The following is a 24,070-nucleotide window of genomic DNA, read 5'->3' on the forward strand; positions in this document are numbered from 1 at the left end:
AAATCACCCCAATGAATTATTGAAATACAGGTCTGTCGTGAATCCTACCAGAGGCTGGATTCGTTTTTGCTGAAACGCTTGACCAGAGAGTTGGTCACAATAACGAGGATCAATCCGACTAGACCTTGCAGCAGCCCGACAGCGGCACCATAGCCGTATTGTCCCTGCATCATGCCGACACGCAGTACATACGTATCCAGAATATCGGAGAAATCGGAGTTGCCTGCCGTCCGCAGCAACCAGTTCTGTTCATAACCCGTTGTCAGCAGACTGCCAATGTCGAGGATAAACAGAATAGCGATGGTCGGGCGAATGGAAGGGAGAGTAATATGCCAGATTTTGCGCCATTTGCTGGCGCCATCCATCTCGGCGGCTTCGTACAATGTTGGATCAATGCTTGCCATGGACGCGAGATAGATAATCGAGCCCCAGCCGATATTTTTCCAGACATAGGTGACGAACATGATCAGATAGAAATAATGACCGTCCATCATATAAAAGGTACTGCCATCCCCGCCAAGCGCTACCATCATCTGATTGAAGATGCCATCATCCGGTGCCAGCACTTTGGTCGTGAATGCTGCTACAACAACCCAAGACAGGAAGTAGGGCAGATAGGAGATCGTCTGTGTCAGCGATTTGAACCATTTGTTGCGTAGCTCATTCAGCATCAGCGCCAGCAGGATCGGGAAGGGGAAGTAGACGATGATTTTCAAAAAGCCGACGATAAACGTGTTCAGAATGAGCTGTGCAGCATCTGGGTAGGAGAAAAAGAGCTTGAAATAACGCAGTCCCACCCACGGTCCACCGAACATGCCGCCGTTAAAGCGGAATTCCTTAAACGCCATCACCAGTCCCGCCATTGGCAGATAGGCGAAGATGGCGAAGAAGATTAGACACGGCAGCAGCATGATGTACAGATAGCGGTTGGCGACGATGATTTTCCACAGACCTGCCGACGAGGCTTTTTTTGCCTTGGTCTTTTTTTTCGACATCGAATCCAATTCGGCTTGCATGACATGTCTCCTTTCAAACGTGCAGAATACGTGTATCTTTTTATCGTATATCAATACGTTGTTACATGATGTAAAAAGGTATTGCTCTAATGAGCATCGCCAGTATAGGAATATGAGACGATTCGTTTAGTATGCGGCGGTATTGGTGTATCCTGCGCTGCGCTTGATTCGTGTTATATCGCTTGATCATTCAGCGTATGCTACGACTTTGCAGGCATCGGCGATATTAGCGTAGGGGGACAACTAGCTGTTCCAGATAACGTAGGCTCTGTTCCAGACTGTCCAAGGGGGAACCAGGACAATAATCCTGCTCAACTGCATAAAACTGAACGCCATTCTGTTCGCCCCATTGCAGTACGGGGACAAAGTCGATGATGCCACTACCGATTTCAGCAAAATATTCCTGTCCATCGGAGGTCATATCCTTGAGATGCAAAATGGGCATCCGCCCGCTATACTGGCTAATCACGCTCAATGGATCGCGTCCTGCTTTCTGCACCCAGTACGTATCAATCTCGGCGTAAACCGGCGCTTGTGAATCGTAATCTAGCAAATATTGCAGTGCGTATTGCTCGCCCATCATCGTATGAAATTCCCAATCGTGATTGTGAAAGCCAACCCGATAGCCGCGCGGCGAGACGATGGATGATACGTGGCGCAACTCGCGTCGTACAAATTCGTATCCGGCAGCGTTCTTATGTTCATCGGGCAGTGAATGGCAGATCATGTCTGGCGTCTCAAATAGATCGGCTTCGCGCAGCACATTGTCTAGATCACTTCGCATACGCTCTAGTCCAACGTGCATGCCTGCAATCTTCAACCCCAGCTCCTTCGCGGCGGCGGCAATCTCTACCGGATCATTGCCATGTAGCCCGTCGATCTGTACTGCTTTCCAGCCCATCTCTGCCAGCAGCTTCAAGGTGCCGACATAATCCTTTTTCAATTCATTGCGTACGGTAAACAATTGCGCAGCCAGTTTCTCCTGAATCATGCTCGTTCCTCCTTCTCCAAATTGATCCATTGCAAATCGTCGTCAGAAATATTCAATGTCAGCACATTCAGCGATTGAGTCAGCTCATCGCTGCTGCGTGGCCCGATAATGGCAGCGGTTGGAAACGGGCGATGTAGGACAAAGTAGAGGGCAATCTGCGTTGGTGTTACGCCATGTTCTTCTGCTAGCTGAACCGTCCGGCGATACCGTTCCCAGTTCGATTCGCTGTAATACACGCGCACCATTTCTTCATTGGAGCGATCATCTGGCGAGAAGGCACCGGAGAAAAATCCGCCTGCCTGCGCTGACCATGATAATAGTGGCAGCTGGTTGCGTGTGTGCCATTGCACGGTGTCTGCATCTGCGGATACGCAGCCTGGCCAGCGTGCTTCCAGCGCTACCGCCAGTGACAGGTTCGGACTGTTAAAGCTGAAGCCCTGCAATCCGTTGGCGGCGGCATAATCGTTCGCTTCCTGAATTCGCTGCCAGCTCCAATTGGAAGCACCAAGTGCGCGAATGCGTCCTGCTTGCAGATGCTCATTTAGCGTATCAATAATTGGCTCCACTGGTACGTTAACGTTGTCGCGATGCAGAGCATACAGATCGATATGATCGGTACGCAACCGTTCCAGACTGATGAGCAGATCATGCGTAATATCATCCGGTGTGACGCGTGGCGTTGGATCGCCTTTGAGTGGATGACAGCATTTGCTGAGTAGCACTAGCTGCTGGCGATTCCCCTGTTCCGCCATCCAGCGTCCGATGATCTCTTCACTACCGGTGTACTGATACGCCATATCGATGGTCGTTCCGCCAGCAGCAACAAATTCATCCAATACCCAAGTGCCATCCATTCTAGACAGATCGCCTGTACCGATAATAAGCGGTGATAGTGAAATTCCGGCTACCGTTACGTTGGTCAAGTGAACATTCCCCCTGTATTCTGGTATCGATACCAGATATGGTTTTATTGCTTTATACAAGATGGTGGGCTTCAAGGAGAAGCCTCTTTTATAGAATCTGGTATCGATTCCAGAGCATTGGTTGATGTATCCAAATGAGACCATCTGAAATCGATACCAGATACGTGCAATAGCTGTACAACATAGAGAGAGTATACATCGTCTACTGTTCTGATGAGCCGAATGAATGATAATAAACAAGGGATGGTAGGATCGTGGAGGAAGGAACATTCATACGGTAAAACCATACTGCTGAATGAACAAAAGCCACAGAAGATAAATCTGACATGAAATGATGAGTATAACGAATATGAAAAGAATGAGGTGAGTGTATAGAATTTCAATGTTAACTTACATTACTCATAAAGCGATTTTTCAAGAAAAATATTCGACAAATTCTGTTGATATGAGACATTATATTACGCATGATTTCAAATTGACAAGTAAAATTTAAAATTTGTTTTCTTTCTGGTAACGATACCATACTTTTTTGTAAGCGTAAACATTTTTGTTGCATAGCCCTGTGGCAAAAAGGGGCATGCCCGTGGCACGGACCCTTCTTTTACACGGAAGCAGAGGATGGGATGATCTTGCAGCTTTCACGAACTACCAGTTGATGCTGAAGCATGATGTCAGCGCGGGGCTTGTTTTTAGCATGGATAATAAGGCGATGCAGATTTTCCAGCGATACCTGACCCATTTCATAGATCGGCTGCTGCATGGAGGTGATGGACGGACGCACAATATCGGTAATATTACTACCGTCAAAGCCCATGATAGATATGTCCTGCGGTACGCGCAACCCGCGATCCAATGCACAATTCAATGCACCAACTGCCATATCATCGCTAGCGGCAAATACTACCGTTGGTCGCTTCTTCAGACGCAGCAGCTCATCCATTAGCGCATGTCCGCTAGGCAGCTTGTAGTCGCCAAATTTGATATATTCGTCAGCAATGTGAATGCCATGCTTGTTCAATGCATCACGGAACCCGTTATATCGATTTTGCCCAGAGGTTACATCTTCCAGATCACCGCCCAAATACGAAATCTCCGTATGCCCAGATTGGATCAAATATTCCGTTGCATCGAAGGCGGCTTTGTAGTCGTCGATCAAGACGGAGACAAAGGCTGGATCGGGTGATTGCACGCTGGAAAAGAGGACAGGCATCGTCGCATTGCGGATAAAGCTGACGATCTCGTCATTCGTTTTCTCGTGCATGATAATAATGCCTTCCACACGCATCTCTTGAAAAATATGCAAGTACTTCAGTTCCTTGCTCAGATTCTCGGCAATATTACATACGATCAGGTTATAACCATATTTGCTTGCCGTTTCTTCAATGCTGCTCAGGATCGTGGAATAGAAGTTGGAGGTTAGATCTGGCACGATCACACCGATCGTATTGGTTTTTTGCTTTTTGAGACTGCGGGCGATATGACTAGGAGAATAATTCAGCTCCTCAATCGCTTCATTGACCCGTTGCAGAATGTCCTCGCTTACATACTTTTCTCCGTTTAGCACGCGGGAGACACTGGTAACAGATACGCCTGCTCGCTGTGCCACATCTTTGATTTTCACGGTCAATCGATTCAGCTCCCTTCATGAAAAATGGAAATTCGGCACGCGTCAAATGGAAATCGAGCGCACCTATGGATGTGATTGGGTCTTCGTAATCATATTTTGACGATTGCATTCCTTTTCGTCAATCCGCAAACTCCATAATCTGCAAAATTTAGCATTGCAAGCAGCATTAGGGAAAATTGCAGATTGCATAGGGAGTTCTGGCGCAGGGTCTGGTATAATTTAAAAGCTATACAATATTGTATTACGATCACAATGACGTTTTACTCAACCCTATATTGAACATCCTACAAGCTGTAGCTGGATCGTTGATAGGAGATATATTTCAATTTATGCAGAAAGGCTGTCTGGAATGGCACAATACCCACAATGGTCCTACTCGCAATCCAGGGCCAATATGTTTGATGAATGTCTGCGAAAATATTATTTTCACTACTACGCTGCACATAACGGCTGGAATGACCGGCTCGGTTCGCCAGAGCAGGTACATGCCTATCGGTTGAAGCAGCTGCGTAACTTTTACCTGTTGTTCGGAGATTTGGCGCATCGAATGTGCGAATCGGCACTGCGCCAGCTAGACGAGGGCAAGCAGGCACCGCGCCCTGAATTTTTGTCCCATACGATGCGGCAGCTGCTCAACGATGCGTATGTGCAATCCAAGGATCGCGATGCTTGGATGCGGAATCCGAAGCATCATATCATGCTGTCCGAGGTGTATTACGGCGATGATACGCTAACTAGTCGCATTTCCACCATTCGCGAGCGACAGCAGGAATGCGTTCGTCATTTATATGTTACTCGCACTTGGCAGGAAGTTAGCCAACCGGGCATGAATATATTAGAAATCGAGAAATGGGACAATATGATCCTGTTCGATACCAAAGTCTACGTCAAAATGGACTTACTGTACCGTCGTCCCGATCACAAAGTGGTAATTGTGGATTGGAAAACGGGACGCGAGGATGACTTTTCCGATCAGCTGTATCTGTACGCGTCGTATGTACAGGAAAAGTATAATCTGCCGCTGGATCAGATTATCATTCGCGTCGAATATCTGATTACCGGTGATCATCAGGAATACAGCGTTACCCGTGATGATATTGATCGGGTGGAGCGCAATATTGGACGCTATATTGAAGAGATGAAATCCTGTTTGGATGACGATTATTACAACCGTCCCAAGCCGGAAACGTTTTTTACCCCCATGCCTTCGGCGCGTAAATGCAGGGACTGCAACTTCCGTGAAATGTGCAGCGCCAGTATGGTATAACTATCGCCTTGCTCGAAAAGCTATAACCATCAAATCAGTCGTAGAGGAACAAGGAGGTTGGAATATTGGATACAGGCTCTGTACCGGATATGTCCCTGTTGATGCACATATATCGGCATACGCCAACCGGGCATGCTATTTTTTCACCGCAGGGTGAATGTTTGTATGTGAATCCGGCATTATGCCGGTTGCTGGAGGAAGAGGAAGACGAGCTACGTATCCGTCTGAATCAGCAGCAGCTTGCACCGATCTGGCTGAATAACCGCAGTCAGCATACGGTAGAGCGACGCATCCTTCGTGGAGATCGGCAACCGATCTGGGTATCGCTGCATGCTTCCTTTTATCCAGAGCAACCGGACATGCCGCTGCAATATATGATTCTGTATGCGCAAGAGATACCCGAGCAAACCGAGCCAGTTTCCAAAAATCTATATTCCCTCGTCACTCAGCAGGGGGCGGGAATTGTGGCAATCAGCTCATCGGATGGAAAGCTGCTATATGCGTCCTCGTCGGTTCGTAGTGTGCTAGGTTATGAGCCAGAAGAAATCGTAGGCAGCAGCTATTCGCTATACTGCTACACAGATGAACAGGCATCGGAAAAGGAGCGGTTGCAGCAGGTAGAGCGTACCTTTATCCGTCGTATCCGGCACAAGGATGGTCATGATGTGTGGCTGGAAGGCTTTGTGCAACGGCTGGATGAAGAAAAGGATAAACCATCACGTTTTTTATGTATTTTGCAGGATGTTACTGTGCGTAAAACGCAGGAGGATATTGTGTCACGCGCGCATCGAATGGCACGTATCGGAGCATGGGATTGGGATATAAAAGCAGGTGTCATTCACTTCTCCAAGGATGTGCTGCGTATTTTTGGATATGCGATGAAGCCAATAGAGCATGATCCAGCATCGTATCTGTCCACCATTCATCCTGACGATCTCAGCTATGTAACGGAATGTCTGCAACGAGCTTTGGAGCTGGGAGAGGGCGGAGCGAACACATACCGCATTGTGCTGCCAGACGGTATCCAGAAGACCGTGCAGACACGCTGGGAAGTGATTACCGATAAGCAGACTGGGAATCCGCTGCAAATGATCGGCATCGCTCAGGATGTGACCGAACAATATATGATGAGTGAGCAGCTGCGTATTAGCGAGCATAATTACCGTATGATTACCGATCACTCACTGGATCTGATCTCGCGTCATCAGGATGATGAGCAGTGTACCTTTTTGTATGCTTCGCCTGCCAGTCTGACGTTGCTTGGTTATCAGCCGCAGGAGATGGTCGGAGAAGATTGCTTTGACTATGTACACCCAGAGGATCGTGACAAGCTGCGCGCCTATGTGGAGCATATTCGCAAGCTGGATAGTCATCATAGCGATACACTCGTCTTTCGGTATCGGCACAAAAATGGTAACTATGTCTGGTTTGAGACACTAAGCCGGTACATGTATAACGAGCAGGAGAACCGGTATACCTATACCGCTGTCTCCCGTGATATTACGGAACGCAAATATTTGGAAATGGTGCTGCGCGATAGTGAGCATCGCTACCGTTCCTTATTTGAAAACAATCCGTCCGGCGTATGTGCCGTAGACTTGGATGGTCATTTCCTATCCGTGAACAGCAGCTTGGAAGAGCTGACGGGGTATTCGCGGCATGAGCTGATCGGGATGCAAGTCTTTTCCTTTTTCGGCAAATCGGATACGCGTAAAATCCGCTATCACGCCGATCTTGCCCGTCAGGGTGTTCCACAGATGTACGAAGTGAATATTCTGCGTAAGGATGGCTCGATCTTCTCGGCGGATGTGGTCAATGTGCCGATTCTGTCGGATACGAAGGTGATTGGTTTATACGGCATCGTGACGGAGACAACAGAGCTGAAGCGGTATATTCATATGATCGAAAAGCTTGGCAATGAGCGTGCATTGATTCTTGATTCGGTATCCGAGGGCATATTCAGTGTAGATGCCGATGGCAGAGGAATCTTTATCAATCGCACGGGTGCGGAGATGCTGGGACTGAATATGCACCAGCTGGATGAACAGGAGCAAGCAGGTCAGCCGGAATGGCATAAAGGATATTACAATTTCGATGTGCTGAACGAGCAATCGCCGATCATTCAAGCGATTCGGCAGGGTACGCCCAATTTGGAGCAGGAGACGGTATTCTGGAAAAGTGACGGTTCCAGCTTCCTCGCCGCTTATCGAGTAACACCTGTATATGAGCAGGGCGAGCAGCGCGGGGCAGTTATCGTTTTCCGCGATATTACCGATCAGAAGGAAATTTTGCGTGCCAAAGAATCGGCAGAACGCGCTGATCGCGCTAAGTCAGAGTTTCTATCCGTGATGAGTCATGAGCTACGCACACCGATGAACGGCATTATTGGTATGACTGGGTTGCTAGCGGATACCGAGCTGGATGAGCAGCAACATAGTTATCTGGATATTGTGATGAATAGCAGCGAAACCTTATTGCAGCTGCTGAACGAAATTCTTGATTTTAGCAAAGTGGAAGCAGGTATGCTGACACTGGAACCGGAGCCGTTCGATATTGCGGTCATGCTAGATCATGTTGCTGAGCTGTTCTTGCTGCGGGCAACGGAAAAGCAAAACGTCTTGACTGTGACTATCGATCCGAGCATACCGGATTTGCTGCTAGGCGATGAAGGACGGATTCGTCAGATTCTGATTAATCTAGTCGGCAATGCGGTCAAATTTACCGATCAGGGTCAAATTGCAGTTAGTGTCCGCCCATTGAGTCGGGAAGAAGGGCAGACCTCGTGTCAGACCGACATTTGGCTGGAATTTGCCGTTAGTGATACGGGCATTGGTATTGCGGCAGAGCAGCAGCATTTGCTGTTCCAGCCGTTCTCCCAGCTGCATCCGGTTTGGAATCGCAAATATGGTGGCACGGGGCTCGGTTTATCCATTTGTCGCAAGCTGGTAGAGCTGATGGGTGGCAGTATTGATGTGAGCAGTCAGGAGAATCAGGGCGCTACCTTCCGCTTTGTGTTGAAGCTGGAAACGCTCAAGCCTTTGACAGCAGAATTGCCGGATGTGGTCAATCGGTTGGCACCGGAGGACAAAGCGACGGCAACTAGCGAAGATGCTTTTTCCGAATTGCGCATTCTAATCGCTGAGGATCATCCATCGAACCAGCATGTATTACTGTCCATGCTGAAGCGGTTTGCTTGTACGGCGGATTTGGCAGTGAATGGGCTAGAAGCTGTCCAGTATGCGTCGGAGCAGCCGTATGATCTGATCCTGATGGATGTGCAAATGCCGGAAATGAATGGGATTGAAGCGACGCAGCGCATTTTGCAGCATTATGCACAGATTCCACAGCATGAACCGCGCATTGTTGGTATTACCGCCTTTGCTCGAATGGAAGATCGCCAGCGTTGTCTGGAAGCGGGCATGCACGATTTTGTCAGCAAGCCGATCATGACGGCGGAATTGCGTCGTGTCTTGGAAGAATGCAGTCAGCTAGTAGCGGGTCGTCATGCGGAGCGATGAAGCATGGTCCCTATATAACAATGTAGCCTGAATAAAACAGCCGTATCCTTTTGTGTTTATGTGATAAACCAAAGGGATACGGCTGTTTATATTGTCTATCGAATAGAAGATGAGCACATGCTTCTTATTGATTGGAATCCAGCTGTACCATCGCCTGCTTGCCGCTCACTTGAATGCCTGTGGTCGGTTTGCCGTAAGGCTTTAGGTCGCGGGTTAATTCTTCTAGCAATTGACGAGCCACTCCCGATTCTTTGCTGTTTTTGGTCTTTACGACCAGCTGTACCGAATTGCCCGATTGCAGCAAGCGTTCCGCTTGATTCTTTTTCGTATCCAAATCGTGATCCTCAATATTAGCAGTCAGGCGAATTTCTTTGACCTTAACTGGACGATCCTTGCGCGCTTCTTGCTGCTTTTGCTGTTTGGCAGCGCCGGCACCAATCAGCTGACATGGCGGTGGGCTGCTGAATAGGGACGTGCAGACCAGATCCACCTTTAATTGTCGTGCCAATTGCAATGCTTCCTTGGTTGGCATCACACCCAGATCTTCGCCGTTGATCCCGGTCACATGCACTTCGGATGCTTTAATTTTCTCGTTTTTGATCATATGAATATCCTCCATACCGCATGAATGGAAAAAGATCCTGCGGGGTTTTGATAAAGTGATATGCTTTGCAACATACATCCTGCGATGCTCCTATATACAAGCCTACAGGCATACCTATTCCATCTTAAATACAAACCTTCACAAACACAAATGCTCTCTATTTGAATAACAGGAAAAAATAACCTGATATTCAATGAAATATGATATATTTTAATCAAAACAAAGATTATATTCCAAGACAGCATCAGGCACTGATCGTAGATAAGCCTCAATCGATACGGGGCGCTAAAAGAAAAGCCTGTATGCAACAGGGGGTTATGATGTACTGCAATCAATGTGGCTCCAAACAACCAGATGACGCTGTGTTTTGCAATCGATGCGGTGCCCGGATGCAGCCGGATACCGAACATTCGCCGTTAGATCACCAATCCAGTGCTCCACATTCCGATGATTCCATACAATCGCCATCATCGGTTGTTCCAACTGACTTGAATTCACCGGAATCGAAGTCGTCAACAACAAATGACGAGTCATCGTTGTCGCCGTCATCATCTTATGATCCATACTATGCGCAAGCAGATCCAGAAGAGGATGAACCTACAGCTGTTCTTTTGCCATTGGATGATGATGGGTATCGACCAGATCGCACGTCTGCATTGTCTGACAGTCTAAGTCGTAATGATCGCCCGTCGCGGTTTGGTAAGCTACGTAAGGCATTGCCGTGGATCGTGCCTGTCATCCTATTGATTGCTGCCGCTATATGTGTGAATGCTTGGTATCAGCATCAGCAGCAGATCAATCGTCAAGTGGTGGCGTTTCATCAGCAGGCGCAGCAGCTTGCTCTACAGGGCAAGTACGAAGACTCGGAGCAGCAGCTACAATCGGCGCTGACGTTGCGACCGGATCACAAGGCGTTATCGTCTGATCTGACGATTGTGCAGACGGCGCATCGCATTCATGACAAGCTGCAAGCCGTAGCCTCAAAGTTGAAGCAAAATCAGCTGACTCCTGCAGAAAAGTCGCTGACGACCTTGCAGAAAACGCTGGATCAACGGAAGGAATCGATTTTTACCCGTGAGAAAAAACTGGCTGCCCGCAATCAGGATCTGCTAGCGGTGCTCAAGGTCAAGCAGGAGCTAGACGGATTGGATACCGTGGAAGCGCTGGCGTACAAGCTGGATGAAGTGGAACGTCTGGATAGCAACGAAGCCGACGAAGTGAAGACCTTGATCGTGAACAAGATCGTCAATTTAAGTCTGAAAAACGCTGAAAACCAGCTGCAAAAAAACGATTTCACTTCTGCGACTGCTACCGTCAAGCTCGGGCTGCAATATGATGAAGATAACGACAAGCTCAAATCGTTACAGCAGCGTATCCAATCGCAGCAGCAAGCATTCGAGCAGGCAGAACAGCAGCGGATCGAACGTGCAGAGCAACAGGCGGAGCAAGAAGACCTCAATAATCGTACTGCCGCTGTGGAGCCATCTGATGTAACCGCCGTCTTGAACGAGTACGGAGACATTGAAATTTCCGGTAGTGTAGAGAATGTGGCTACTCGTCCGATTTATTCGGTGGATGTGGAATATTCCGCTTATGATGCCAATGGTAACTATCTGTTCTCCTCGTCCGCTGTCGTCGAGCCTTATTATCTGCAACCGGGCGAAAGTGGAACGTATAGCTCTTACGAATATGGCTGGTATGAGCAGGTGACCATTCAGGTGGATCATATCACGTGGTATCTGGATTGAGGGGGATGAACAGATGAGCAAATCATGGATCATTAGCAGTATTGCCAGCGTATTGATCGTTGCCGCAGGTGTTGGCTCTATTGTGTACATTAATCGTGCTGTACCGCAGCAATTGTCCTCCAAGGTGTTGCTCGCCGACGCTTCGGTGGGCAAAGCATCTGCCGCAGCAGGTGGAAGTCAAACGCTGAAGGACGTTATTTTTACAACCCAGAAAAAAGTAGTCATGCTGGAAACCGAAGCAGGCTCGCTCGGTTCGGGCTTTTTGTATAACGATCAAGGCGATGTGATTACGAACGCCCATGTTGTATCCGGCGTGAAACAGGTCAAAGTCAAAACAGCGGACGCGCGCATACTGGATGGCAAAGTGATCGGCATTGGTACCCAGACCGATATTGCACTAGTGCGTGTACCAAAATTGGCAGGAACAGAGCCATTGCAGCTATCGACCAAGAAAACGGCGGAAGTCGGTGACGATGTGCTGGCGCTCGGTAGCCCGCTCGGTTTGCAAAATACGATCACAACCGGCATTATCAGCGGCGTAGGGCGCGATTTTACGATTGATCCGTATGTATATCGCAATCTGTATCAAATCTCTGCACCGATTGCGCCGGGCAATAGCGGTGGTCCGCTGATTCAGGCGGATACGGGTGAAGTGCTAGGGATCAATTCCGCAATGGCAAGTGAATCGAATACGATTGGGTTCAGTATTCCAATCTCCGAGATCAAGGACACCGTGAAGCAATGGTCTGCCAAGCCAATGAGTGAATTGCCAGAAGGCACAGAGTCTGCCGCCACAGACGACGAATCCTCGGAAGAGATGTCTGTCGAGGAATATGCAGAATATCTCGTCAATTACTTTTATGACAATCTGAATACGCAGGATTATGTCACGGCATATTCCTTGCTCGGCAGCAACTGGCAAGGGCATACCGATTATGCAGAATTCAGGCAGGGCTATATCAACACCGGCTATGTGAGCGTCGATTCCATCGCGTCTACCGCTTCCGGCGATCAGGTGAGCGTCACGGTACACATTACCGCCGACGAGCGCAAGGATAATGTTAATACAACCAGTATGTATAAGCTGACCTATGTAGTCGGCTATGAGAATGATATTTTGAAAATCATTAGCGGCAAAGGCGAAAAAGTGCAGAATTGATCTTTGATTTTACATGAGTGTAAGCCTTCTATTCCCAAGTATCCATTCGCATCCATCACAGGGGGAGCGAATGGATATTTATTTCCAATCTGTTTTACAAAACCTGTTTAAACTGGGATAATGAAAGCGAAGTCAATCATAGAAAGGGGAACATTATGAGAAAAAGAAAAACGACCTTGTGGACGATGCTTCCACTGGTATTGTTGCTGATCGTGCTGTCCGGTTGTCAATCCGTAGGCAGTCTAGATATTCAAAAGGCGATGATTAGCAATCTGGATGTCCAGTCGATTGAATCCAATCAGACCTTGTCGGTGCATCTGACGCCTGCCGCTTCTGCTAGTGCACAAAATGTGATGATTGCGGAGGTGCTGAATAACAGCAAACTGATCATCGACCATGCCAAAATGGAAAGCCCAACCAAGCTATCCGTAACCGGAGCAGTCGAATATGTGGGACAACGGCTTCCGTTCCATCTGTATATGAATGATGACGGAGTAACCATTGATCTGGAAGGAGCTAAGCAGCCGATATACATATCTTATTCACTCTACGAACAGGCTACTGGGCTAAGTAGTGCAGGGTTTAGCTTTTCGTTAGTGCAAGAACAACAGCGCGAATTTACAAAAGTAGCTGCTGCTTTCCTATTCAAACATCTGCCGAACCCATCCAATATTGCGGTTGATTCTGTAAGTGCGGATGTGTATGGCGAAACGCTCGATCTGACACGCCTGCATACCGAATTGGATGGCAAAGAAGTGTTGGAGCTGGTGAAGCCATTCTTGACCAGCATTGCGAGTGATGAGCAGGGTATCAAAGATCTGATCGGTGCGTTTTATGATTATTATGCGCCTATTATTGCTCAGAGCGCAGGTAGCGAAGCTTCATCTGGATCGATGTTTGCCAATCGCGATACCTTTATCGAAGAAGGATATACCGCTGTCAAAGAAACATTGGATGAAGTACTGCAAGAGTATGATCAGAATCTTGCCGACGTGCGGGACAATGAGAGCTTTAACACCGTCTTCGGACCCGAAACGCGTGTAACGGCAGATGTGTATTTTGACAGCGATCTGCATGCACGTAAGCAGAATTTTGATCTGACCATTGCATTGCCGAAGGATGGTTCGATGGATTATACCTCTATCAATATTCATACCGAAAGCAATGCGTGGAATATCAATGGCAACGTAACCGCCGAGCCGGTCGATGTGAGCAGGGGCGTATTGAATATTAACGACGATACGACGCCGGGTACGATCCTGCGCAACTTTGATGCTTCATCGCCAATTGGCAAGCTACTCCAACTGGCGAACATTAGCAGTAAAACCGTCTATGTCGGACCTTACTCCGATTATGACGATCTGATCGTCCGTAACAAAATTTCCTATATCCCTGCCAAAGATCTTGCGGAGGCATTGGATGCGAAGATGCAATGGAATGCGTCCACCAAGCAGCTGACCTTCACCGATGATATTACCGGTGCAGTCACGGTGCTGAAGGTCAATTCCAAAAAGGCAACCGTTGATGGTCAAGCCAAAACATTGCCAGCGAGCGTGATTCAGGTCAAAGGTAAAACGTATGTCCCTGTGCGCGCTGTTGCGGGATGGCTTGGGGCTACAGTAACATCCAGCTCCGGCGACATCATCATTGAACGCAAATAATTTCATACTTGCGAATAACCATATCAAAATAGCGAAAAGGGCAATTCCGAATCGAGGAATTGCCCTTTTTTTGGTGTTTTGTTTTTACATGGTTGCGAAAAAGGGTATATACAACATTAAGCCCTTGTCGGATAACATCGAAATACGCTGCGATTTGCCATATTAGTTAGAGAGCAATGGCAGGATTTTGCCAAAAAACAGAGGTAGGAGGAGCAATAAACAAAACAATTATAAATGAGTATTTTGCATCATTTCAACAATGCTGTATAGGGCTAAAATTTAGTCATACATACAATGAATCGCTGTTATCACCCTTTTCTTTTCGCCAAAATGAACAGACAGTAGCTGTCACCGTATAACATTAAGGCATAGAAAGGGGAAATAGGCTTCCACAGACTAGTTATAAGTGACACAAAATATTATTTATGTAATAAAGTGAGTCAATTATGAAAAAAATGGTTATTAAACCGTCATGGAAATTTTATTCATTCAGAATTTCGCAGTGAGCTGGACAGGTACAGAGCAAAAGGGGATGCAACACACATTGCCTTGCCCGTCCAAAACATATGGGGGAACGCAGTACGTACGACAGAATCAGTAAAATCTCTGATATGGACGTATATAGGCAATCCTAATCCGGCGATGAATGGAACATTACACATGGCGGCGCAAGCGCCAAAATCGAAGGAGAGATCTACAATATGGGATTGCTAAACAGACAGAAACAGAATGGGTTATTGTTGGCTGGAGCATTGCTGGTTGGAACATTATTTCAAGGAGGAACGGCTTCGGCATTATCGTACAGTCAAGATGTCGTCCCTACATTGACTTCCAATACCGGCAGCAATGGTGCAGCGAGCGCAAGCGTGGAAGAGTCTGGTCATGAAGCATGGAGAGCATTTGATAATACGGTTACCGCAGATAGCTACTGGCGTGCTCCGGCAAGCAGCACCTCCCGTATTTCCTATCAATTTAACGATAAGCGCACGATTACAAAATATACGGTTCAAGCAGCAACATATGATGCTGATACCGCCCCAAAAGACTGGGTATTCGCAGGCAAGATCGGCAACAACTGGTTGGAAATCGATCAGCAATCCGATGAAAGCAACTGGAAACCGGGTGAACGTCGAACGTTTGAAGTGAATAATGATGTCGCTTACAGCGGCTATGCGCTGTTCATTTCCGACAATAACGGCGGCGACTGGGTAGCAGTTGATGATCTGGAGCTGAGCCAATTCGAGAATAATTATAATCTTGTACCATCTACACCAGCGACGGGCAAAGCAAGCGCCTCCGTCAATGGAGAAAATGCTTGGAAAGCATTTGATCATTCTACAACGGGTGACAGCAGTTGGACCTCTGATTCACAGCGTTATGTGGATGTATCGTTGTCCTACACCTTTAACCAGCCAACCGTTGTGAAAGGTTATTCCCTGACCGTGAACAACAAATCCAATGCACCTGTATCATGGATACTTGTTGGCTCCAATGATGGCGAGCAGTGGGAAGAAGCGATTCATCAAGTTCCTTCCGCGATGCGCTGGGAAGCGGGCGTGACCAAAGCTTATGCAGTCGACAATACCAAAGCCTACAAACAATACAAACTGATCATCAGCCGCAATAGCGGTCCAGCACAGATCAGCATTTCCGAATTGGAACTGTATTGATTGTATCCGTGCTTGACTAACAGATGCTTCACTAACGTTGCTTGTTTTGCTGATGATACTTTCTTCACTGATCAATGGATACTTTGCAACGAATAGTTCTCCAAGCCTTTAGATGGATGATCTACATCTAAACCATTCCTTTCCAAAAGCCTGTCGGTTCGCAGACCGTACAGGCTTTTTTTGCTGTTTACTATTGCGTTATGACATGATGTAACTATACGGCATGAGACTATCTGCAAATGACAGACAATGTGTTTGTTCTATTGTAATGTAGTCTATATCTGTGAGAACATGGTAACGTATGAACATTACCTGCAAGCTACAACAGAATTGGAGGAACGGATGATGAATAAAGTGATGCCATTGGTTCGTCGTGGTGTAAATGCAAGCCGTCTGGCGCTAGGCTGTATGCCATTTGGCGGCAGTTGGGATAGCGAGCCATTTACGGAGCAGCATGTAAAGGAAGCAGAAGCAGCAGTAGAAGCAGCGCTGGAGATCGGCATTACGATGTTCGACCATGCGGATATTTATACACGTGGTAAGGCGGAGCAGGTTTTCGGTCGCATTTTGCAAGCGAAACCGGAGTTGCGTGAACAGATCATTGTTCAATCCAAATGTGGCATTCAGCTGTCGGATGGTGTATTGCCGGGTCGCTTCAATTTCTCCTATGACCATATCGTGCAATCGGTCGATGACAGTCTGGAACGTCTAGGCATTGACTATCTGGACGTACTGCTGCTGCATCGCCCTGATCCGCTCGTGGAGCCAGACGAAGTGGCGGAAGCGTTGGCAGTATTGAAGTCGGCGGGCAAGGTTCGCTATTTTGGAGTATCCAATATGAGCGCGCCGCAGATTGAATTTTTGCAGCAAGCGATTCCCGATTCCTTCGCTGTGAATCAGCTAGAAATGAGTCTGGGGCATCTGCATTTTGTTGATCAGGATATTCATGTGAATCAGCAGGCGGGTACGAATGTGAACTTTGGTTATGGTCTGATGGAATACTGTCGCAGTCGTCATATTCAGCTACAAGCATGGGGACCATTAGCACAAGGCAAATTCTCTGGTCGCAACGTGGACAAGGAACCGGAGCATATCCGTAAAACCGCTGCACTTGTAAAGCAGCTGGCGGAGCAAAAGGATACGACACCAGAAGCGATTGTACTCGGCTGGTTAATGCGTCACCCAGCGATGATCCAACCAATCATCGGTACAACGAACCCAGAACGAATCCAAGCATGTCGGGATGCAGAGCATCAGGCAGAGCAAATGAGCCGGGACGAGTGGTACCAGCTCTATACTAGCGCACGCGGTCAAATGGTGCCTTAATGAATCAGCACGCTCATGCGATAGCGATGGTGTATACCATTGAAATGAGCTTATTACCAACACAAGCGCATCATTCATATAAGATCGTCAATCGAAAACGTTTGTGATCGTATAGCAAACTCGTTAGCAAAACAACCTCATAATCATATAAAAAGCTGCCTTTTCTCTGTCTATATGTAGAGGAAGGGCGGCTTTTTCATGCTCCAAAGTAAAGCATATCGTCTATAACGTAGTTGATTGTAGCCAGTGATATAGTGAGACGACTTATGAGAAAAGCGAAGTGCAGAACATGAAAACCTTTCATCTCTTTACGCAAAAACGTATTTGTAACCTTTTCAATCCTGACATCGTTTAAGAAAATCATAGTCAAACCTGACATGCAAACAGAGCCATTCAGCATCATTACGCGATCTTTGACATACCAAATACAATAAATAAATTTACAATTTTATGGAATATAAACGAACATATGTTTTATGATTGGAATATTTATCTTATAAAATGACAGCAAAACTATTTTTGTAACCAAATTGTAATAATTTAAATCGCTTACGTAAAGGATAAATCAGAACGAATGTTTTTACCGAACTATGGAATTGGACGATTTATGTATCAGTTGCTAAAAACCTTATTATACCAAGGGTTAAAACACTTCATATACTTATAACAGCATAAAAACGAGATGAGAATCCCATGTATTCCTTTTGTAACAAGGAATTCAGCAATTGAAAAAAAGTATTGAGAATCGTATAAAATGGAAAATTTATCATGTAAATTATTCTTTTTGCGTATATAATATGTTCAAACGAAACAAAGTTATTCAAAACGAATAACATTTGGGTAAAGGTAACAAGGAGATTCGATCGTGATGCTTGTCGTTGATTCTATTGTCATTTATCCGTAAATATTCGAAAATCCGTCGTCAGGGTAGCTTTACTGCCAACATTGCAAATAAAACTGCCTTAATTACTGAATTTAATCTCGCAAAACCGTGATTTCCAAATTTGAATATACGGGTGATAAAATGATCAATCGATCGGTTCCCGTCTTTATAACGGGAGGTACAGTGGTGAAGCATTACGAGAAAAAGGCTAAGACAGTTACTGAATTTGATGCGGAACTTCGGGCGCAGCGTACACATGACGTGTATATAGAAGGAGAGCCGAAGCAAGCGATTATTCCCACATACAGCAATCCTATCAACATTGCGGATCAACTGCCGACTGTGGTACCCTCGGAATCCGAGACTATTAGCATCGCTGAACTGCAAATGTTCACGCATCAATATGGTCAACGCGCCCAGCACTATGAGAATCAGGCACAAGTGCTAAAGCAGCAAAGTGAGCAGCTGCGTCACGAGGCATTTTCCCTGCTGAGTCGCAAGGATTGGCTCGCTGAAGATTGTCGACGTGCCAATATGAAGGTGAACTGAGAATAAGGCATTTCACAAATCTGTACATGCGCACTATACATACAGAATAGACGTAACTAGAGCATAGAACCCAGTCTTCTACTTCATTAGTGATAAATAAGGATCGATCAACGAAAGGGGTGCAGACGATGAGCGCAATCGCCGGAATATGGGATCGTGGGAAACAGCAAAGTCCAGAACAATGGGCGGCGTATGGACAGCTGATGATGGACAGCATGAGCAAGTATCCGAAAGATCGCTCTGCCGTCTGGCAAGAGAATCACATCTGGTTCGGTTGTCATGACCAGTGGATCACTCCAGAATCGGAAGGACAGCAAGTCCCTTACTATGATTCTTTACGCAGACTGACGATTACAGGCGATGTCATTCTCGATAACCGTGAGGAGCTGATGTCCCGACTTGGTTTACAGGCGAACTCCAATCTGCCTGATCTGCATGTATTGCTGCATGCGTATGAACAGTGGGGCGAGGGAATGGCAGACAAGCTGAATGGCGACTTTGCCTTTGTGATCTGGGATGAAGCACGACGCCAGCTATTCGCTGTACGCGACTGGTCCGGTAATCGCACGCTGTATTATGCGGAACATAAGGGTACGTTTCTTTTTGCGAGTACGATGGAGGCATTGCTGCATACTGGTATTGTTGACAGAAAGCTGTCTACACCTTGGATGGCGGAATTTCTGACTACCGTAGCAATGGAGGAATCGACCGATATTCAGGGGACCGTCTATGAGCAGATCAAGCAGCTGCCGCCAGCACATGTGATGGTGCTGGATGAAGCCAATGTGCGGATGTATCAATATGGTAATCTGCTACCGGATGCGCCGCTACAGCTGCGCTCGGATGGCGAATACGAAGAAGCATTCCGCGAGCTGTTCGCCCGTGTTGTTCGCGCTAAGGTGCGTACTCGTCACGGGGTCGCGGCAACGTTAAGCGGTGGATTGGATTCGGGGAGTGTGGTCAGTTATGCGGCACCGATTTTGTCGGCGCAGAACAAGCCGATTCATACGTACAGCTTTGTACCGATTCCCGGCTTTAAGGATTGGACATCATCGCGCATTATGGCGAATGAACGCCCCTATATTGAAGAAACGGTCAAGCATGTACGTCGAGTGAATGATGTTCATGATCATTATATGGATTTCGCTGATCGCAGCCCGCTGAGCGAGGTTGAGCATTGGTTAGGTCTGATGGAGATGCCGTACAAGTATTTTGAGAATTCGTTCTGGATTCGTGGAATCTTCGAGCGCGCCCAGCAGAATGGAGCTGGTGTGCTACTGACCGGAGCGAGAGGGAACTTTACGATCTCGTGGGGACCAGCGATTGAATATTATGCGGGGATGCTGAAGAAATTCCGCTGGCTACGCTTGTATCAGGAGCTGAAGCTATATAGTCGTAATGCAGGGATTCGTCGCAAAAAGATTATTCAGCAGATTAGCGAAACCGCCTTTCCGGGGTTATCGCGTAGTGCGCCCGATCTAGGTCGCCCAGATGCGCTGAAATGGATCAATCCCGAACTGGCACAGCGTACCGGTATGGTGGAGCGTGTGCGTCAAGCGGAGCTAGATCTGATTGGCAGCGACACGATGAGTGATATGGAAGTACGGCATAGCAAATTTGCTAATTTGGCGGTAGCCAACAAGGACGGTGCAGTCACATCGAAGATCTCGATGGGCTACGGTGTCTGGGAGCGCGACCCGACGAATGATCCGCGTATTATCAAGTTCTGCTTGTCGGTGCCATTTGACCAGTATGTTCAAAATGGGATGGATCGTGCGCTGATCCGCCGCGCTACTGCCGGTCATCTACCGGATAAAATTCGACTAAACCAGAAGGTGCGCGGGCTACAACCAGCGGACTGGGTATTGCGGATGCGCCCGCAATGGGGTGCTTTTACGAGTGAAATCCTTGACATTTGCCACGATTCTACGGTAGCAGAATGGGTGAACACGGACAATATTATGAACGCACTGCATGAGGTGGGTGAATCCCCCGATGCGGAAGCAGCATTTAATCCGGCTACACGCTTGCTGATGCGCAGTCTGATCATTGGACGCTTCATCCGCGGCTTAGCATAAAGTCTGTATATTCTGTAAAGGAGGTGAATAACGAGGATGAAAAAAATGGAGTGGACTGCGCCAGAACTGGAAGTTCTGGACGTCAATGAAACGATGGCCGGCAAAGGCTGGAAAGTAATCGACTGGGTTACTTATGACGACGCCGACCTGTACAATCCGAGCTGATGCAAACAAGGGGTAGTCAGTCGCTATTTAGTTTTATATCCAAACATTATGGGAGGCAAGAGCAATGTCAAACGAAAAAATGCAATGGCAAGCTCCACAGTTGGAAGTTTTGGATGTAAATGAAACACAAGCAGGTAAAGGCTGGAGAGTGATTGACTGGGTTACCTACGACGACGCGGATCTGTACAACCCGAGCTGATCGGCACTATCCGCACCATCTATTATCCAAGCACAAAGGAGGAATAAATAATGAACAACGATAAATTGCAATGGCAAGCACCAGCTCTGGAAGTGCTGGATATGAGCCAGACTGCAGCCGGTAAAGGCTGGAAAGCCATCGACTGGGTCACTTACGACGATGCGGATCTGTACAACCCAAGCTGATTGAACTCAACGGGTTATCGTTTCACCAAGTTTCATACCTAATTCCATATAAAGGAGGCTACGCAATGCAAAAAGAGCAATGGCAAGCACCGACACTGGAAGTTCTGGACGTCAATGAAACAATGGCAGGTAAAGGCTGGAAAGTGATCGACTGGGTCACTTATGATGATGCGGATCTGTACAACCCGAGCTGATCGGTGTTTTGCCTGCACAGGATCATCATGGACCTGTACAGGACTTTGATGACGAAAGTGACCCTTATACCTTGCAACGTATAAGGGTCCATTTTCTTACAGACACACAGGATAAATGAGTATATAAGCTGTTTTACACATAGATCACCTATCGTAGCTATTATGTATTGTCGATCGCACAACCAGGTCGTGGACCTGTATGTTTCATATTTTAACTGCGCACCACGCGTATGGTTGATGGATGTCTGGAATGTTGAGACATGGCGCAGACTTACACTGGGAGGACCAGATTATGAACACGATCCAACAAACCGTATATCAGGCGTTTGGCCTGCGGATTCAAAGCGAAATTTCCTTGCCTGAGTTGCAGCAAGTTAACGATACAATAGATCCAATTGACGTGACCGTCCGTTTTGGCGATTTGTCCAAATGGGAGCATGTGGTCAACGCACGCGAAACCAATTTTAGTATTCAGCTGGCAGGCTTTATGTTCCGCATGCCGGATACGGCTACGTTTTGCATTTCCGAAGGGTCGCAAATCATTATTGATCCATTGCCCGGTGTGAGCGAGGATAAAATCCGACTGTTCGTGCTTGGTACGTGCATGGGCGTGCTGCTGATGCAGCGCAATCGGTTTCCGCTGCACGGTAGCGCATTGCTGATCGAAGGCAAAGCGTACGCGTTTGTCGGTCAATCCGGTGCAGGCAAATCGACGCTGGCGGCAACCTTTGTCAAAGCAGGGTATCCGCTGTTAAGTGATGATGTGATTCCAATTGCATATAAGGATGGTGTACCGTTGGTGTACCCAACCTATCCGCAGCAGAAGCTGTGGCAGGAAAGTCTGGACCATTTTGGCATATCGTCTACTGGGTATTCGTCGCTGCACGATGAATATGATAAATTTGCCATCCCTGTTGGGGATAATTTCCACAATGAACCGGTGCCGCTGGCTGGCGTATTCGAGCTGGCAAAAACGGAAGACCCGTATGCTTCGATTCGCAAGCTGGAACGTTTAGAGCGTTTGCATATTTTGCTGGCACATACGTATCGCAGTGCGGTCATTCCGCGGCTAGATCTGAAGCAGCAGCATTTCTCTATGGTGGCTGCCCTGGCGGGTGAGCTGGAAGCTTATCAGATTCATCGTTCCACTACGACCTTTACCGCACCGGAAATATTGGAAAAGGTCATCTCATTGATTCGCTCCAACCGGTACAGCAATTCTTGAGTCCGAGAGTATAACGAAGAGCGAGCACGAACGAATAAGAGCAAGCATCATCGTATTGTCATGAAGCAGCAGTAAAATACAAGCAACAGAGCGGTGGCACATCGATCGCCATCGCCTGCTTGTTGTCCGCCGGAGCGTTTCATTGTATGTGACATGATGTTATAACATAGAATCGCCATTTTATCCTACGAAAGAGGTGCTGCATTGTTAACTTGTGCATCGAACCTATAAAACGGTTCATTGTTCTCATTGATTTGTCCATATAGAAAGGGGAGTTTATAATGACGCAAACCGCATGGCTTCAACACCAGAAGGTGACACAAAACAAAAACTATATCGCTAGCGATATGAACGGTGAAAAGGTGATGCTGGATGTGCAATCCGGTAAGTATTACAATCTCGGCGCAATCGGCGGACGCATCTGGGATTTGACCGCGCAGCCGACAACAGTGGACGGTATTGTGGATGTATTGGTGCAAGAATATGAGGTGGCGCGTGACGTATGCGTGCAACAGGTGCAAACATTTATCCAGCAAATGCTGAATGAAGGTCTGGTTGAGGTGCAGGATGGCGCGGACGAGCGCAGTCTCTAAGCTAGGCAAGCTGCGCCAATACCCTGCCGAGATGCGGCGCCTGATGCTGGAGGCGTTCTGGTATCTGGCATGGGGGCGTGTATTGAAAATGCTGCCTTTTGCCAAGGTGTCGCCATCGCTGGGCGACCATATGCAGGAAACCTCATATGAAACGCATCGGGAGGCACACCGCCAATCAGTGCAGATCTCGAAGGCACTGCATCTGGTCAGCCCGCATGTATTCTGGGAAACGGAGTGTCTAGTGATGGCATTTGCTGCTCAGAAAATGTTAAACCGTCGTCGTCTGCCCAGCACATTATATCTGGGGATGCGCCGAGATGAACGTGGACGCACTGCTGCCCATGCGTGGCTACGTAGTGGACGCTTTTACCTGACTGGTGCGAAAGAACTGGAACAATATACGGTTGTTGGTATGTTTGCAAGACAATTTCAATCTTAACCGGGCATGACCCTGCAAAAAATAGCAGCGGCAGCCTGGACGATTTTGCG

The 24,070-nt window shown here is 47.4% G+C and carries 22 protein-coding genes; 16 read left to right on the plus strand and 6 right to left on the minus strand.

Annotated features, from left to right (window positions below):
- Window positions 1-44 precede the first annotated feature (44 nt).
- From ABXR35_RS00585 to ABXR35_RS00600, 4 genes are all read right to left on the minus strand, one after another.
- Window positions 45-995, minus strand: a complete 951-nt coding sequence (locus tag ABXR35_RS00585) for an ABC transporter permease (RefSeq protein ID WP_367061022.1) — start codon at window positions 993-995, stop codon at window positions 45-47.
- A 247-nt stretch (window positions 996-1,242) separates the two neighbouring features.
- Window positions 1,243-2,007 (minus strand): sugar phosphate isomerase/epimerase family protein, encoded by a 765-nt coding sequence (locus tag ABXR35_RS00590; protein ID WP_367054004.1) that lies wholly within the window; start codon window positions 2,005-2,007, stop codon window positions 1,243-1,245.
- Window positions 2,004-2,930, minus strand: a complete 927-nt coding sequence (locus ABXR35_RS00595; protein WP_367054007.1) for an aldo/keto reductase — start codon at window positions 2,928-2,930, stop codon at window positions 2,004-2,006. The genes ABXR35_RS00590 and ABXR35_RS00595 overlap by 4 nt, the downstream gene beginning before the upstream one ends.
- A gap of 601 nt (window positions 2,931-3,531) precedes the next feature.
- Window positions 3,532-4,551 (minus strand): LacI family DNA-binding transcriptional regulator, encoded by a 1,020-nt coding sequence (locus ABXR35_RS00600; RefSeq protein WP_367061024.1) that lies wholly within the window; start codon window positions 4,549-4,551, stop codon window positions 3,532-3,534.
- Between the two features lie 355 nt (window positions 4,552-4,906).
- Between ABXR35_RS00600 and ABXR35_RS00605 the strand changes: the two genes are divergently transcribed.
- The gene (locus ABXR35_RS00605; RefSeq protein WP_367054010.1) at window positions 4,907-5,824 is read left to right on the plus strand and encodes a PD-(D/E)XK nuclease family protein; all 918 of its coding nucleotides are present in this window, start codon (window positions 4,907-4,909) and stop codon (window positions 5,822-5,824) included.
- Between the two features lie 65 nt (window positions 5,825-5,889).
- Window positions 5,890-9,342: a PAS domain S-box protein gene (locus tag ABXR35_RS00610; RefSeq protein WP_367054013.1), complete on the plus strand. Its 3,453-nt coding sequence runs from the start codon at window positions 5,890-5,892 to the stop codon at window positions 9,340-9,342.
- A 124-nt stretch (window positions 9,343-9,466) separates the two neighbouring features.
- On the opposite strand, the gene infC is transcribed toward ABXR35_RS00610, so the two are convergent.
- On the minus strand, window positions 9,467-9,946 hold the full coding sequence (infC, locus tag ABXR35_RS00615; protein ID WP_367054016.1) for a translation initiation factor IF-3: 480 nt from the start codon (window positions 9,944-9,946) through the stop codon (window positions 9,467-9,469).
- A gap of 315 nt (window positions 9,947-10,261) precedes the next feature.
- Window positions 10,262-10,498 carry a hypothetical protein gene (locus tag ABXR35_RS24065; protein ID WP_495525201.1) on the minus strand — a complete coding sequence of 79 codons (237 nt, stop codon included), beginning with the start codon at window positions 10,496-10,498 and terminating at the stop codon, window positions 10,262-10,264.
- Here ABXR35_RS24065 and ABXR35_RS00620 point away from each other — a divergent pair.
- The 14 genes from ABXR35_RS00620 (at window position 10,483) to ABXR35_RS00685 (ending at window position 24,020) form a co-directional block, all read left to right on the plus strand.
- The gene (locus ABXR35_RS00620; protein WP_367061027.1) at window positions 10,483-11,694 is read left to right on the plus strand and encodes an FxLYD domain-containing protein; all 1,212 of its coding nucleotides are present in this window, start codon (window positions 10,483-10,485) and stop codon (window positions 11,692-11,694) included. The two genes, ABXR35_RS24065 and ABXR35_RS00620, sit on opposite strands and share 16 nt — an antisense overlap.
- 13 nt (window positions 11,695-11,707) lie before the next feature.
- Complete coding sequence (locus ABXR35_RS00625; protein ID WP_367054019.1) at window positions 11,708-12,853, plus strand: S1C family serine protease; 1,146 nt, start codon at window positions 11,708-11,710, stop codon at window positions 12,851-12,853.
- Window positions 12,854-13,008: 155 nt separating this feature from the next.
- Entirely contained in the window at window positions 13,009-14,514 is a 1,506-nt protein-coding gene (locus tag ABXR35_RS00630) for a copper amine oxidase N-terminal domain-containing protein (RefSeq protein WP_367054022.1), read from the plus strand.
- Between the two features lie 701 nt (window positions 14,515-15,215).
- Window positions 15,216-16,184 carry a hypothetical protein gene (locus tag ABXR35_RS00635; RefSeq protein WP_367054025.1) on the plus strand — a complete coding sequence of 323 codons (969 nt, stop codon included), beginning with the start codon at window positions 15,216-15,218 and terminating at the stop codon, window positions 16,182-16,184.
- Window positions 16,185-16,529: 345 nt separating this feature from the next.
- A complete protein-coding gene (locus ABXR35_RS00640; protein WP_367061030.1) occupies window positions 16,530-17,510 on the plus strand; it encodes an aldo/keto reductase in 981 nt (326 codons plus the stop codon).
- Window positions 17,511-18,579: 1,069 nt separating this feature from the next.
- The gene (locus tag ABXR35_RS00645; protein ID WP_367054028.1) at window positions 18,580-18,942 is read left to right on the plus strand and encodes a hypothetical protein; all 363 of its coding nucleotides are present in this window, start codon (window positions 18,580-18,582) and stop codon (window positions 18,940-18,942) included.
- A gap of 128 nt (window positions 18,943-19,070) precedes the next feature.
- On the plus strand, window positions 19,071-21,020 hold the full coding sequence (locus ABXR35_RS00650) for an asparagine synthase-related protein (protein WP_367054030.1): 1,950 nt from the start codon (window positions 19,071-19,073) through the stop codon (window positions 21,018-21,020).
- Between the two features lie 36 nt (window positions 21,021-21,056).
- Entirely contained in the window at window positions 21,057-21,185 is a 129-nt protein-coding gene (locus ABXR35_RS00655; protein ID WP_367054032.1) for a paeninodin family lasso peptide, read from the plus strand.
- Window positions 21,186-21,249: 64 nt separating this feature from the next.
- Window positions 21,250-21,384, plus strand: coding sequence for a paeninodin family lasso peptide (locus tag ABXR35_RS00660; protein WP_367054034.1), 135 nt, complete (start codon window positions 21,250-21,252; stop codon window positions 21,382-21,384).
- 50 nt (window positions 21,385-21,434) lie between these two features.
- Window positions 21,435-21,569: a paeninodin family lasso peptide gene (locus ABXR35_RS00665; protein WP_367054037.1), complete on the plus strand. Its 135-nt coding sequence runs from the start codon at window positions 21,435-21,437 to the stop codon at window positions 21,567-21,569.
- A gap of 65 nt (window positions 21,570-21,634) precedes the next feature.
- Window positions 21,635-21,763 carry a paeninodin family lasso peptide gene (locus tag ABXR35_RS00670; protein ID WP_367054040.1) on the plus strand — a complete coding sequence of 43 codons (129 nt, stop codon included), beginning with the start codon at window positions 21,635-21,637 and terminating at the stop codon, window positions 21,761-21,763.
- A 292-nt stretch (window positions 21,764-22,055) separates the two neighbouring features.
- Window positions 22,056-22,988: an aldolase gene (locus tag ABXR35_RS00675; RefSeq protein WP_367054043.1), complete on the plus strand. Its 933-nt coding sequence runs from the start codon at window positions 22,056-22,058 to the stop codon at window positions 22,986-22,988.
- Between the two features lie 281 nt (window positions 22,989-23,269).
- Window positions 23,270-23,581 carry a lasso peptide biosynthesis PqqD family chaperone gene (locus ABXR35_RS00680; protein ID WP_367054046.1) on the plus strand — a complete coding sequence of 104 codons (312 nt, stop codon included), beginning with the start codon at window positions 23,270-23,272 and terminating at the stop codon, window positions 23,579-23,581.
- The gene (locus ABXR35_RS00685) at window positions 23,556-24,020 is read left to right on the plus strand and encodes a lasso peptide biosynthesis B2 protein (RefSeq protein ID WP_367054049.1); all 465 of its coding nucleotides are present in this window, start codon (window positions 23,556-23,558) and stop codon (window positions 24,018-24,020) included. Before ABXR35_RS00680 ends, ABXR35_RS00685 begins: the two co-directional genes overlap by 26 nt.
- The last annotated feature ends 50 nt before the right edge of the window (window positions 24,021-24,070 follow it).

Source organism: Paenibacillus sp. JQZ6Y-1, from assembly GCF_040719145.1.
GTDB lineage: Bacteria > Bacillota > Bacilli > Paenibacillales > Paenibacillaceae > Saccharibacillus > Saccharibacillus kandeliae.